Here is a 14,903-nt window from a genome sequence, read left to right as displayed (position 1 = left end):
ACCTATCATTTGTATCTGGCAAACATCCCCAGTGATCTATTAACGGCAGATGATATCGTCTCTCTGTACGGAGCGCGATGGGAAGTAGAACTTATCTTCAAAGAACTGAAGAGCAGATATGCTCTGGATATGATTAAAACGACCAATGCAAAGATTGTTGAGGCATTGATTTTGGTGGCGATACTTACCCTTCTTGTCAGTAGGTTGATTTACAACCTTGTTCGGCAGATAGCAGAATCCAAAGGTAGGGAAGTGGTTCGTTTTACCCATCTGCGCTGGAGTACGATATTCTCTGAAACTGCGGGTAAACATCTCACTGCATTGCTTCATTATCTGAATATCAAGATGGATCTGATGGATTTCTATACTTTATACGATTGTCAGGCATTTGATCCGCATGTGAATCGACAGAGATTTAGGGAGGAATGGTGGGCTTAACCGATGACCAATGAAGTTATATCTATTTGCAGAAAATCACTCCCCCTTGTAGAAACTCATAATATTGAAACTCTCGTTACGACGTACCCATTTTCCAGATAAACCTATAGAATCTTCTCCAGATGCATAAACTATAATAAACGGTTTTTCTCTAAAACATTTTTCCAGTTTTTTTTGCTCCGAGTAAATATGTCGACCGAGCGCTTCCAAACGTGCTGTGCACGAAACAACAAATGAAAAAATGATATCTTCTTTTTTTCCATTAAACGTAGAAATCGCAGTGTCAATCGCATCCATCAACCCTTTTCCAGATGCAGTATAAATTTCTAAATCTATTGGTTTAACTCGATTAGAAAAAACCAAATTCGAACCTATGACAAGAGCTACAAGCCGAAGATACTGACCATTTTCATCATTTGCTCCCAATGGATAATATAACGTTTTTCTATGTAATCTTTCATCAAATAGTGTCTCAGGCCATCCTATTCGTGAACTAAATTCTTTAAATGCAGGTTTACCATCTAATTGAACAATAGAACAATTAAAATTACCTATTTTCGTTGGTTTCATCTTTATTCCTGTCGGTGTAAATCCTGTCTGAGATGCAAAAAGATTATTCAGATTTGTTTCTATTGATAATGCAACTATCGAATGTTGAAAAACTTGATTATTAAAAAACTGATAACTTCGTTCCCATTTATTGTCATCTGATGTTGACCCTCCAAAAATAAGGTGATCTGGAAATGATTTGGCTAAAAATTCTAATACTTCTTCCTCTCGACCGACACCATATTGAAAAACTCTCGTTAAAATAGAAAATGTTGGGTTAATAGCTTTATTCAATAAACGAGGGACTTTCAATACTCTTGTTCTTCCAAGTCGTGTAAATTTTGGGACCGTTCCACTGGAAATAAATTCAAAGATATATCTATTTTTATATAAAGGAGGGGCGTTATTTTTCAACATTTTTATTAAATTTTTGCAAGCTTTTTTTGGTGATCTTTTAATATTTTTTCCATAACCAATCTTTACTTTAATTTGATCTGAAGAAACTGCAAGTGCAGTAGCCCCTCTGGTAAAGCATCCTTTATTATTAGCAAAACCGGAGAACGTTCCTCCTATCAACGGTGTTCCTTCAGGCATTACCTCCCATACACCGTTTAAGAATTCCTGAAACCCTCCATGTTTCTCATAGTGGATTGTAGAAAACAACAAGAAAAAATCAGGAGGACGACTGAGTGTGACGTGCTAATGTTTTTAGCAGGAAAAACTATTTTATTGACTTTGTACTTACAGGAGTGATTCTATGTCTACGATACAATGTGATGTGTTGGTTGTTGGAGGAGGAATAGCAGGGTCAACATGTGCTACAGTTTTAGATAAATTAGGAGTTCATGATGTTCACCTTATTGAAAAATCAAAAAAAATAGGGCAATCTCATTCTCAAAAAATTGACTTTGCAGAAGATAAAGGTCTGAAAAAATTACTTACGAAATACAACCTTCCAATTTTAAAGGAAACGAATATTTCAAGATGGTTTTCCCCAAATCAAAACATGTTTGAATTACGATCAAATATTCACGACATCTGGTTCAAACGAGGAGACAGTAATTCTTATGAGAACTCTGTTTTAAAAAAATCTAATGTTAATATCGTTATTGACACCAAGGTTATTAGTATAAATAATAACTGTGTAACGGTAGTTAATCAGAGTACACAAGAAAAAATGACATATGAACCAAGAACTATCGTAATTGCTACTGGAAGCCATCCACCCTTTTTCAGCAATGATAAAAAAGAGAACATAATACAGACAATGCATACAAAAGGATTTATTTTTGATAAAATAGATATTGACCCTGATGTACCTCACATTTTTTTTGACAATACACTTTTTCCTGGAAGCTATCTCTATATGGTTCAACATTCAGAGGAAAATACAGGATATTTTGCATATGGAACTACTGCAGAAAATAATTTTGGATTAGAAGATTTTAAGAAAAAAAATGTTATAGGAAAAGCGATTTCAAAATCTAAAATTAAAAAACATATACACGGAGATCTCTATGTTGCAAAACCATGCTCATTAAGTCAAGATAATATGTTGTTTATTGGTGACGCAGCGAATCTCATGGATCCATTTCTAAGTTACGGGGTTACAAATGCGATAAAATCAGGCGTATTCGCGGCAGAGGCTATCGCATCAGGAAAAGATATACATGAGGAATATAAATTGTCCGTTAATCAGGAGATAGTTACTGAATTTAAAAGGCAATTTAAAATGAGACAATTCCTTAATAAGTTAGAAAATGAAGACATTGACTGTATTGTAAAATTATTCAACAATTTAAACGAGGAGGGGAATATTGAAAAATTATTTGATAATCTGCCCAAATTAACCAGCAGGGTAACACCTCTTCTTCTGAAAGATTTAAGATTAATAAAAATATTATTCAAAGGTATCGGGTGTGTGATATGATAGAATGTGATGTTCTTGTTATTGGTGCGGGACCCGCTGGATCTAGTGCTGCACGATCTGCTATATCAAAAGGAAAAAAGACCATATTTATTGATAAAAAAGAAAGAATAGGTTACCCTGTTCAATGTGCAGAGGGAATAGGAAAATATCTTTTCCCGCTTCTTCCTCTCAAAATACCGAAAGATCAATTAAAATGGAAAATAGACGGAATGTACTTTTGGATCGATGGAGTCACAATTGAACACGTTGGTGGATTTTGGGAGGGGTATACAATTGATAGAGAAAAATTTGAAAATTGGCTTGCTAAAAGAGCTAAGGATAAAGGCGCCAAATTATGGGAAAATACTAAATTAATAGGATTTGATTTTGACAATAATGGAGATATCAAAAAGGCAATTGTTCAAAAAGCTGGAAAAGAATTTGAGATAAAAATGAGAATAGTGATTGGTGCAGACGGATCTGAATCTACAGTGCTACAGCAATTGGGTTTATTTAACCCAGGAAAAGGGGATATTGGCGAGATATATAGTTGGGAGATGAAATCTCTTAATATTACAAAACCTAGATTCGAGCAAATCTTTATCGGTGATTTTACTCCCGGGGGTTATGCATACATTTTTCCAAAATCAAAAAATACAGCGAATATCGGGGTTGGGGGTTTATTACCACAGAAAAAAATCGAGAAATATTTTTACGAATTTCTTGAGATACCTCCAGTAAAAAAACAAGTGAAAAATGCTGAATTTGTTATTGAAAAAAGTAAAAAATCTATATGGTCTGATTTAGTAGATAAATGGATTTATAAAAATGTTATCTTGGCTGGAGATGCTGCAAATCAAAATTTAAAACCATTTGTAGAAGGTATATTACCTGCAATTATCTGTGGAGATATTGCTGGAAAAATATCAATAAAATATTCTAATTTTGATTCTAAAATATCGAAGATTTATACTAATCAAATTGAAAATATTTTTAAAGATAGTTATTTTAATTCTAAGATATATACGGAATTAATAAAGAAGCTTTTCTTATCTAATGCACCTGCACAAAATTTATTATTCGGAGGCTTATTAATTGGAGCATTTGAACCAAACGACATTGAAAAATTATGTGATTTTGAATATAATCGTGTTCTATCATTGTTAAAATCAAAAATTCAATCATAATATGAACAATTAAAAAATATAAAATATATATAACTAAGAAAATAAACTACTACATATCAGTTCATTTCCATATATTTCTATTTTATCACTTGTGTAACTACATTCCCCGCCCATGTGCAAAACTAAGAAGGGGATATCGCCAAAAAATGATTTTAGATACTGTTGTTCTTTGTAAACATTAGACCCTAATGAAAATACTCGTGTAGCACATTCTGAAAATATACCTAATTTTGGTTCAGTAACAGTCGATTTTTCTAAAGAATTTTTCAATGAATCGATCATTGTTTTTCCAGAACCCGTCAGTATAAAAATATTTTTATCAACAACTGGATATGAAGTCAAGATACAATTTCCATAAAAATATGGTGTAACTGCAGGTACAACATATTTTCCTTTATCAAAACCCAATGGATAGTATGGAACTGTGGTATAGACTTTTTTTTCATCTAAAAAATCGACAGGCCAATCCAAGATACGTAGAAATTCCTCAACAGCAGGTTTATAATTAATTTCCTTGATTACATGCTTTGTTTTATCCAATTTAGTAACGTTTAAAGTTTTATTTGTTTTTTTCATTCCATGATCAAAGACTGTGCAAACTTTCATATCAGTATTGATAGATAAAACAACGACGGAATTGGTAGTACATTCATTATTATAAAATTGGTAATTTGTTATAAAATCCATGTTGTCAAAAGAAGAGCCACCGATGATGCTGTAATCCGGAAAATCTTTAACTATTCTATTTAAAACTTCATCTTCTCTGCCTAAGCCCTTTTGGAAATAATGAGTAAAATTTAGTAATGAGGTAATTGCACTGCCTACCGCCTTGTTCTTAAGTATCTTTTTTCTACCTACAAATGGTATCTCCATTACTAGACTAGATGATATGAAACAGTACAGAAATTTAGAGGGATAATTTGAATCATGCAGTTCCTTTTTTATAGATGATATACATTCTTCAGCTGCTTTTTTTGGATTCCTCTTGGTGTTATGTCCAATTCCAATTGCAACATCCATATTTTGATATGAAACTGCTAAGGAAACAGCACCTCGCATGTAACAACCTTGTGGGATAGTAAATCCTACAACAGTACCTCCAATCAACGGTGTTCCTTCTGGCAGCACCTCCCACACACCATTGAGAAACTCTTGAAACCCACCATGTTTCTCATAATGAATCGTAGAAAACAACAAGAAGAAATCAGGAGGACGACTGAGACCTTTTATCGCTGTCTGTGCAACCTCACGACCAGCCTCACGAGCATCCCATTTCCTGCTCAAACCCACACAAGCTTCAAACTCAGAATCCGAACGACGACCAACCTCTTTCGAAGATTGTTCCACATCCTGCTTTTTCTCAAGCAAGACTGTTCCATCTTCAACCATTACTTCTGTTTCAACCATCATCACTCACTCACAAAACAAGACCTCATACACTTTTTACTACCCCTATAGAAGGATTCATTATCTTCAATATCGCCCGACGGGCATTCTCCAATTCAACCTCAAGCAAACCCTTATTTGCAAGCGCAGGAACAATCGCAACCAGTGCGTTCTCCGTATCAGGAAACACGTAGAACAAAACCTCATAATCCTGCAGCCGAAACTCCATCTCACCAAGACCAATCTGAGAATACGCAGCAATTACACCAAAGACATCATCCATAGCACGTTTAATAAGATCCCATATCTCATACACCTCGGGTTTAAAACTACCTGTACCACCCGTCGGCTCAACACTAATCATATTCCTCCTGGCAACCATACACGCTAAAATATCATCAAACTTGAGCAGATCATCTAATACTTGAGCAATCGGATCATTTTGCATGCGAATCCCTCACATCCTCTATATGCATGAGGATATAAAAATAATTTACTATAAAACATATCGTTTCATAATCACATCTTCAAACTCTAGATCTCTAAATTTTGTAATACCAATATCTCATATGTTCTAAAAAAAACAATTGTATTACAATAGATATATACCACCCTTGCATAAAACAACAAGTACCTACCGTTTCATTGATTTGTACCAACACAAAAAAAATCAACCCGATGAAACCTCTTTTGAGCTGCTGAAAAAATGAAAAGAAAAACGTTTCTTATACCGATCAAGCACCATGAGAACCTTATCACCAAGAAGCAAGAAGAACAGCACATTCCCAACTGCATGCAATGTGTCAAACCAAAAACTCATCCCCGTTGAAAACAAAAACGATGTCACCGTATGCGGATACACATACAAAGTCCAATACCAGAGATTCAAAATCACACCATATCCATACCCCCAGAGAAAACCAGCAACCATCAGACCTTTTATTTTTACTCCAAGTTTAGGAAGAAAACCAGCACTCCATCCTACAAGACCCCAACCAATCATCTGAAACACAGTCCATGGGCCATGACCAAGAAACATGTTTGAAAGGACAGCAGTCATCGCACCAGTCATAAAACCAGCAACCGGACCGAAAACATACCCTGTACAAAGAATAAGAAACGTACACGGCTGAACACTTGGAATCCCAGCAAAAGGAACACGTGAAACAGCTGAAACACCACAGAGGACAGCAATGACCGATACTTCTTTTGATGAAAAAAAACCGGTTTCAAACTGAAGAATCATACCACCAAAAATACCAAAAAGAACAATACCACCACCAACAAGCCAAAAATTTCTCAGAACTAAAAACCACAAAACAAATACAGCAACAACACAACAAACAAACACACTGGTAACGATAGTTGTTTTCTTCATCGGATAACCTCAAGTAACTCATCAGCTGTCAACACATCAGAAGGAACACCGCTTGAGGAAAACGACTGAACTAACCGATTGATCTGCGGAGAAAAATGCAGTGAATTTGCAAGCACAACATGCTTATCACCATCAGCAATAATGCTCCCCTCACTCATCAATACAACACGTTCACCATACTGAGCAATCAACTCAACATCATGACTAATCAACAAAACAGAACCACCTTGTTCTCGATACCGCCGTAGATGCATCATCAGAGTTTCTTTCAATTGACCATCAAGACCTCGAGTCGGCTCATCAAGGATCAAAATCTGAGGGCGTGCCGCGAGCACAGAAGCGAGAGCAACACGTTGTTTCTCACCAGTGCTCAACGATCGAGGATACCGAGTCCGACAGGATTCAAGATCAAATTCATGAAGAATGTTTTCAAGACTCTCTGCCATCGCTTCTGAGCTAAAACCAAGATTCTGCATCATAAACATAATTTCTTCTTCAACCGTATCAGCAAAAAGATGCATATTTGGATCCTGAAAAACAAAACCGACATGCTGAGCGATATCCTCAACAGAACATGTTTTTGTATCAACACCATGCACGAACACAGATCCTTTCGATGGTTTCAATAAACCCATCATCAGTTTCGCTAAGGTTGTCTTCCCGGAAGCATTCCGACCAAGAATTGATACAAACTCACCAGGATACAATGAAAAACATACATTCTGCAATGCAACCGCTCCCCTCTCATACTGAAACCATACATGACGAACATCGACAACAGGTGTCCCCTGCTTCTGAGACAGAACGTGAGAAACATGATGCACCTGCTTAGTTCGTACTTGATTGATAAAAAAAGGTGCATATACTGAGCGGGCTTCTTTCATCGTCAATGGAACCTGCAGAGTTGTCTTTTTTTCCCCAAGCATCTGATATACCCGAGCAACTGGAGGAACACACAGCATCGGTAACACATCTTTCCGAGTAACCAACCTCCGAGGATCACCATCATACACAATGCCTCCCTGCTGCATAATCATAACCCGATCAACACACTGAACCACCCGATCAAGACGATGCTCAACTAACACGATAGTTAACCCAAATTCTTCATTCAACCGTTTGACTATTTGAAGAACCTCCTCAGCACCTTTGGGATCAAGTTCAGACGTCGGCTCATCTAACACAACCACCTTAGGATGCATGACAAGAACAGATGCAAGAGCAACTTTTTGTTTCTCACCTCCTGACAGTGAATCGATGTGACGATTCCGGAGATGATCAATCCCGATGGTATCCAAGACCTCCTCAATACGTTTCACCATCAACACCGGATCAATGCCTTGATTTTCCAACCCAAACGCAATCTCCTGTTCAACCGTCGTTTTCACAATCTGATTCTCAGGATCCTGAAAAACCATTCCAACAACCTTTGCCATTTCTTTCGGCGGCACCTGAAACGGATTACGACCACAGACATCAACTGCACCTGCAATTCGACCGCCATAAAAATGTGGGACCAAACCATTCAAACAACGACACAACGTTGATTTCCCACAACCTGAAACCCCAGTAAGCAATACAAACTCACCATCAGAAATGTGAATTGAAATATCATACAACGCAGGCGATGTTGCGCCAGCATAGGTAAACGAGACTTGGTCAAATCGAATCATACTCAATCATCCTTTTCAACGGAGAGAATAAAATCGGTAACGTTACAACAACAAGAACCCCGAATACAAGTACGAGATATGAAAAAGAAAACTGAATTGAAGATACCGTTGGATACACCGAAAACGAAGAAACATCAAAAATGAAAAGAAGAAAGAAAAAAACGATTCCAAAACTAGATACCACCAGAAGAAAAACATCAACCGTCGTTATCTTCTTCTTGTTAAACACTGTTTTTTTTCCCGAGGATCCGAACCCACGAGCTTCCATAGCTTCAGCTGATTGTATTGCTCGATCAAGAGCATTTGTAAGCAGTGGAATCACAAGGATCATCTGCCGCCGAATCCGAGTGAAAAACCTTTTCGAATGTTGTAATGAATACCCTCGTGTTTGCAGGGATTGTTGCAACAACTCAAGATCATGAAAAAGCAACGGCATAAACCGTAAGGAAAGGGACGTGGTAAACACCGTTTTCTCGGGAAAACGAAGCAGTCTGAACGTATTCAACAACGAATCAGAATCAACCGTCAACGTCAGAAGAGCAAAAGCCGAGATGGTAGCAAACAACCGAAGACACATCATTACACTAAAAACAACTGATTCCAAAGTGATGGAAAAGGAATACGAAGACCAAGGGCTCTGAAATAGTATGGTTGATCCATGCTGACTTACCAAACTATTGATCAGAAAAATAAGCAATGAAAAATACAATGCAAACTGCAGAAAAACAAACCACTCATGGACAATCTGACCGACAACAAAAAAAGGAATCGTCGATAAAAATAATACCAACAAAAGAACCGGATCATTAAGAACCAAACTCCCTAGAAACACACCACACACCCACAAAAGCTTACATAACGAATGAAGACGATGAATCGGTGTTTTTTTATCACAGAATAGAGACTGCATCTACGGCACCCGAATAACACTATTACCTCGTACGACAACACTTGCACAATTCTTCACCAACAAGGGCTGTTGCATCAGAATCTGAACTGCATGTTCCACATCATCAAAAGAAACACCAGCAACGATCCACACCACATTTTCACCATGAAGCGAACCTTTTGGATTCCAAAAATTCTGCATCGCAGCAATCACACCCCCAGACTCATACTGCAACTTCTGATTCCCACGCGCATCAAAAATTTGAAGAAAACAGCCATCCCATTCTACAAAAATCCCGAGTCTTTCAGTATGATTGTTTATCTCTTGAATGAGAGGATGAGATGCATACGTCCCAAGAAGAATCAGATTCTGTGCTGCTTGAACGTCAGAGGAAATCTGATCCGTACGAACGCATGCAGCGTGTACACCATATTGTCCAAGGAGCGTCTGAATTTGAGATGCCTGCTGTTCAAAACCAGCTTCATAGACAATTGTTGTAGGAATTTTCTTCCCCTGAAAACCCTGGAGAAAAGGTTTTGGAAAATCAGCAATAACCGCAGTAACACTCCGAGTGTCACTCCATGAATGAAAATCCCATCGAATTACATCACCAGGAACAACCGTATACTGCACTGCACCAACTGGTGACAACACCCCATTTACATAATAAAACCAATCCTTAGGTGTTTCTTCACTATGCGAAAACGTAGATGAAATATTATTAATACCAGTTACAAAACCGCCACCGTAGCTTGTTTCTACCACCGCCGTCCGGTAGAGTACCTGCATCGCGTTTGTTGGCGAGTCAATCGATACTTGCTTGTGAAATAACTCCTGTTCACCAAAATGTACGGTTGCAACAACCTCAACTGTACCACTCATTTCAATCGTTGTTCCAACCTGCGGAACAAACAGAGTTCTACTCAACGCTAAAACGACGATAAAAATCGCTCCAAAAACAACCACAGCAAAAAACCGTTCTTTTTGATTTTTTTGAGTATAATTCCCCATATATTCCTCCTCAGCGTCTCATTCTTTTAAAAAATGAATCACGGCAACCGCATCAATATCTGCCCCATTGATTCCTCCGCCAGTTGGATCATAAATTGGATTACCTGCTGTATCATACTCAGTACCATCACCATGAACATCGATTAGCCGAATGAAACAAATACGTTCAAGATCAACAACACCTGCTTGAACCAACGGATGATTCCTAAGCACTGCTAAATCAAACGCATCACCACCAGCACTCGTCGGATCAAACGGGTCAATCGTATTTTCATCAACATTTGCATACACTGGTCGTATCCCTGCAAAATTCGTACAATTCTCTGGTAAAATCCCCATGTATGGTGGAACTGGTTGACACGTCCTAGAAACACCTGGAAATCGTGCAAAATTCACCCCATCAGAACTCACCTCAACATAGACAAGCTCAGCAAACACAAAACCAGTACTGCCAATATAAAACGGGTTTTCAAAGACAATGAAATCATATCCTACCTGATCAGTAATCACCACCTCAAAACCAAGCGTTATACTACCTTTCAAACCAAGGGTGACCACATCGGTGGCACCAGCAGTTGCACCTTTTCCCCTGGGACCTCCAAGACTTTTCACCGCACTGCTACTCCCAAACAGCCCCGGTTCAAACGCGATAACCTTTGATGCAAATCGATTCACCGACCCTTGACGGATCTCAAATGCTCTCTGAGCAGGAGTTGGATCAATATTACCTGCATGGTCACGACTCCGAACTTCAAATAGATACCTACCATCCGGAACATCATGAAACGTCACGTGTGTATCGCGACTCCACGAAGACCACGATGCTGAATAATTATGCAGCAGAAACGAATACATCAAATCCTGCTGCGATGTCTGATCATCAGATCCACTCCACGAAAAAGAAACCGTACCGGTTTGAACAACACCTTCAGGTCCAGTAAGAAGAATAGTTTCTGGCGGGGTTGAATCATCTACCGTATTCTGAGGGATAATCTCAAACGCATAGACTGCCGGAGTTGGATCAATATTACCTGCAGCATCCCGACAGCGAACCGTAAACACATACGAACCAACAGGTACATCGTAGTATATGGCGGTGATTTCATTTGACCATGACGACCATCCTTTTGTATACCCTTCTAAGCGATGTTGAAACACCAAATCAGAAGACTTGGTAAAATCATCGGTTCCCTGCCAGGTGAACCAAAGGGTACGTTCCGTCGACACCGTCTTCGGTTTCTGAACAATAGTTGTTTCCGGAGGTATCGTATCCTGTTCTACAATCTTAGGAGCATACAAAGAATAACTAATGTTTACAACGAAGTCATTGCCTTTTTCGTGAAACAACCGTACCAAGGGACGAAGGTCTCGTACGCGACATGAAACCCGAAGGGTTATTGGATCATTCACCCATGTTTCCTGTTTGATACTCGAAAGTATACGTAATGCCTCGTTAGTTGAACCAGCGGTAAGAACACCGTTTTCCGGCGGATGTATCAAATCATGGACTGAAAAAACAATCCTTCCTGAACCATATGATACCTGTGAAAAAACACAGGATGAATTTGATGCATATACTTCAAAAAGTAACATATCTCTGCTCAACCGGGAAAAACGAGAGGAACAATCATCCTGCCATGAAAGCGTAATTGTCAGAGTATTGATATTGTGATCGCTGATCGTAATGGTTTTCTCCCACGGTGTTTTTTTAGACACAAAAAAAGAACCATAGAACGGAAGATATTTTGTATCCACAAACCATGAATAGTAATAGGTCGAAAAACGGCTCTGATTGTTACCCTGCGTACTGTTTCCCTCTGCTTTTGATGCTCCTACCGAAAATGAATAATTCACTGGTGTCGGTTCAATATTTCCACACCGATCCTTTGCACGGATCTGAAAAAGATAGACACCTGGTTCTAAATCAGAAAAAATAACAGACGTATTCTTTGTCCAAGACGACCACGAATTCAATATGGGGACCAATCTATAAGAAAACAAAAGATCTGAAACAGGAGCTGTATCATCACTCCCCGTCCAGACAAACAAGACCTGCCCATCTGCAGTACTTGCTGCTGGAGCTGAACACAGCATAGTGTGGGGCGGTATTCGATCCTCAATGGGGGGTTCATCATCTGTATCCACGGAAAAACCAGCAGAATCATGACATTGACGTGATGATGAACGAGCATGTTCAATATACCAATATGTGCCAAAACTAAAAGCACACAGCATACTAAAAATAAGAAAAACCCCAATTTTTTTGAAGTGAATATCTCTGTTTGTACTCATCGTTGATCCAAACAAACCACAGTACCAGTATTTTAACATTTCTTGAAAAAAAACAAAAAAACTTGAAAAAGATTAGTAGAGGGTAATCATTCCTGGTGGTAACAACCCGACTTGGAGTGGTTGTTGGGTGATCTGATCACCAGTACGTGCATCGAAAACACGAATACCAGAAGCATCAGCAGATCGATCACAGAGAAATACAAAACCATTGTTGGACACAGCACAATCAGGAAGATTATACCCACTCGTACCATAGATTTCACGAATCTTTTTATCGGTAGTATACCGATGTACCAGGTGTGTATTCCAGAGAGGATCACTGACTAGAAAAACCTCAGTTCGGTTCTTCGCAAATACCGGAAAACGTTCCTCAATCCACATACGAATACAACCACGACGACCACGATACCTTGGATAAATATCATAGTTGATAATATTACCACCAGCCTCTTGTTCAGTAAGAATGCACCCTTCTGCACTGTTTGAGAAAAGATGAATACGCTCAACACCACCATCAGCAGGATCAAACCAGCTGCCAACACAGACAACAACAACGTAGTAACCATCAAGGAATGGTGTTGATATCGGATTCGTTTTTTCAAGTTCTATTCCATGAAGCACGGTATCAGTATCAGCATTGATTTCAACAAGATAACTTGTATCGGTTGGTGCATAAAACGCTGATCGATTTAACCGCTGAACCGTGACATACACTCGATGTTTACCACGAAACTGAAGTGCAAGCATTCTATGCATCTCGGGGATGCCGTCGTCATCAGCAAACGAAGATAAATCAATAGTCCCTAAATGATCTCCTGTCGAAGGATTCACAATTAACAGGTCACAGGAATCATAGCAGGTGACATATGCTTTTGACTCTGAGATAAACGCGATATCCTGAGGATTTGTTCCAGTTCCTGTTGAAAAATTATACAGATACGTATATGGTTCTTCTGCAGAAAAAACATCAATCCGATCATAGCCAAAACGATTCAACACATAGATTTTTCCATTGAAATAACGAACGATATCATCTCCCTGCGTTGGTCCGATTCCTGTTGCAAGGACTTCCAAAGGATGCGTGTTGATGAAACTTAACGCACTTGATCCAAGATAATCGGTTGTGAGAACAACACCTTTTGTGTTCGTAGTCTGAAACAGATCAAAAGAGATGTTCCCATCATCGTTATCGTTATGAACTACGAGCTTCTGAGCATAGGTTACATTGATCATGAGAAAAAGGCCTACCAGCATGACGATTCCAATGACTCTTGTATGCATATTTATTCACCTAACCAAATGAAAGGCTAGCACTATATAAAATTTATTTGAAAAAAATCAAGTAAACTTGAAAAAACGAAAGATTCATAACACACAAACTCAATCAACAATACTATGAATCTTCTCAGAAACAAAAATCTCTCCACCCAAATCCTCATCCTCTATGAACTCCACACCAACGCCTACTCAAAACTCAAACCACTTGCAATAAAACTTGGTATCACCCAACAAGCAGTCTCTGAGTACATACGAAAAATGAAACAACAAAATCTTATCTGCCGAGAAGAACGACACTACAAACCAACGATCCAAGGTGTAGCATTACTCCATGAAGAACTCTCGTCCTTGAAACAATTCGCTGATACATCGATCAAAAACCTCAGTCTCATCACACACTGCATTGCACTCGCAGCAGCTCCACTCAAAAAAGGGCAACAGGTTGGTCTCTACATGGACGATGGTTGGCTCTGGGCACATCCTCAAAAAAACTCACCATCAACAGGTATAGCGCTCACATCCGCAGATACCCACGATCCTGCCGTTATTGGAAACCTGAAAGGAATTCTTGATCATACCATCGGCGATATCTATCTTTTCCAACTCCAACAACCAACACCATCAACAACCACACAACCCTCACTGAAACGCATGAAACAACAACTCCAACGAATCCCAGTTGACCTTATCGCCTGCCTCGACCCGGTCGCCTATAGCATCTGCAGGAAAATTGGCGTCAAACCAGAAATCCAATACAGCGCAGCCGCAGCCAGCATTGACGCTGCACAACGCGGAAGGTCGGTTGCAGTGTTCGGTTCAAAAGACAGCATCCAAAACACACTCCGCCTGCTTGAACAACACAATGATGCTTCAACCCAAAAAATCAACTACAACCTCATCCTCATCCAGTAAA

13 protein-coding genes are annotated in these 14,903 nt (G+C 38.9%); 4 read left to right on the top strand and 9 right to left on the bottom strand.

What is annotated here, in order from left to right:
• A partial coding sequence (locus QXL17_05625) for a transposase (GenBank protein MEM4258614.1) occupies window positions 1-438 on the top strand: 438 nt, incomplete at its 5' end.
• 36 nt (window positions 439-474) lie between these two features.
• Here QXL17_05625 and QXL17_05620 read toward each other — a convergent pair.
• Entirely contained in the window at window positions 475-1,650 is a 1,176-nt protein-coding gene (locus QXL17_05620; GenBank protein MEM4258613.1) for an FIST N-terminal domain-containing protein, read from the bottom strand.
• Window positions 1,651-1,744: 94 nt separating this feature from the next.
• Between QXL17_05620 and QXL17_05615 the strand changes: the two genes are divergently transcribed.
• Together QXL17_05615 and QXL17_05610 are read left to right on the top strand one after the other, a co-directional pair.
• Window positions 1,745-2,917: an NAD(P)/FAD-dependent oxidoreductase gene (locus QXL17_05615; GenBank protein MEM4258612.1), complete on the top strand. Its 1,173-nt coding sequence runs from the start codon at window positions 1,745-1,747 to the stop codon at window positions 2,915-2,917.
• Window positions 2,914-4,083 carry an NAD(P)/FAD-dependent oxidoreductase gene (locus QXL17_05610; protein MEM4258611.1) on the top strand — a complete coding sequence of 390 codons (1,170 nt, stop codon included), beginning with the start codon at window positions 2,914-2,916 and terminating at the stop codon, window positions 4,081-4,083. Before QXL17_05615 ends, QXL17_05610 begins: the two co-directional genes overlap by 4 nt.
• Before the next feature lie 33 nt (window positions 4,084-4,116).
• On the opposite strand, the gene QXL17_05605 is transcribed toward QXL17_05610, so the two are convergent.
• The 8 genes from QXL17_05605 to QXL17_05570 form a co-directional block, all read right to left on the bottom strand.
• On the bottom strand, window positions 4,117-5,493 hold the full coding sequence (locus QXL17_05605; protein MEM4258610.1) for an FIST N-terminal domain-containing protein: 1,377 nt from the start codon (window positions 5,491-5,493) through the stop codon (window positions 4,117-4,119).
• 22 nt (window positions 5,494-5,515) lie between these two features.
• Complete coding sequence (locus QXL17_05600; protein MEM4258609.1) at window positions 5,516-5,917, bottom strand: hypothetical protein; 402 nt, start codon at window positions 5,915-5,917, stop codon at window positions 5,516-5,518.
• 222 nt (window positions 5,918-6,139) lie between these two features.
• On the bottom strand, window positions 6,140-6,847 hold the full coding sequence (locus tag QXL17_05595) for an ECF transporter S component (GenBank protein ID MEM4258608.1): 708 nt from the start codon (window positions 6,845-6,847) through the stop codon (window positions 6,140-6,142).
• Entirely contained in the window at window positions 6,844-8,520 is a 1,677-nt protein-coding gene (locus QXL17_05590) for an energy-coupling factor transporter ATPase (GenBank protein MEM4258607.1), read from the bottom strand. The genes QXL17_05595 and QXL17_05590 overlap by 4 nt, the downstream gene beginning before the upstream one ends.
• Window positions 8,507-9,430 (bottom strand): energy-coupling factor transporter transmembrane component T, encoded by a 924-nt coding sequence (locus QXL17_05585; GenBank protein MEM4258606.1) that lies wholly within the window; start codon window positions 9,428-9,430, stop codon window positions 8,507-8,509. The genes QXL17_05590 and QXL17_05585 overlap by 14 nt, the downstream gene beginning before the upstream one ends.
• Window positions 9,431-10,420 carry a DUF4430 domain-containing protein gene (locus QXL17_05580; GenBank protein ID MEM4258605.1) on the bottom strand — a complete coding sequence of 330 codons (990 nt, stop codon included), beginning with the start codon at window positions 10,418-10,420 and terminating at the stop codon, window positions 9,431-9,433. It lies immediately after the preceding gene.
• 18 nt (window positions 10,421-10,438) lie between these two features.
• Window positions 10,439-12,712: a triple tyrosine motif-containing protein gene (locus QXL17_05575; protein MEM4258604.1), complete on the bottom strand. Its 2,274-nt coding sequence runs from the start codon at window positions 12,710-12,712 to the stop codon at window positions 10,439-10,441.
• Between the two features lie 72 nt (window positions 12,713-12,784).
• Window positions 12,785-13,993, bottom strand: coding sequence for a hypothetical protein (locus QXL17_05570; GenBank protein ID MEM4258603.1), 1,209 nt, complete (start codon window positions 13,991-13,993; stop codon window positions 12,785-12,787).
• A 114-nt stretch (window positions 13,994-14,107) separates the two neighbouring features.
• Between QXL17_05570 and QXL17_05565 the strand changes: the two genes are divergently transcribed.
• A complete protein-coding gene (locus QXL17_05565) occupies window positions 14,108-14,902 on the top strand; it encodes a winged helix-turn-helix transcriptional regulator (GenBank protein ID MEM4258602.1) in 795 nt (264 codons plus the stop codon).
• The last annotated feature ends 1 nt before the right edge of the window (window position 14,903 follow it).

Source organism: Candidatus Thermoplasmatota archaeon (genome assembly GCA_038884455.1).
Classification (GTDB): Archaea; Thermoplasmatota; E2; order DHVEG-1; family DHVEG-1; genus JAWABU01.
Note: the sequence above shows the minus strand (reverse complement) of the source record. Positions and strands in the feature narration are given on the sequence as shown.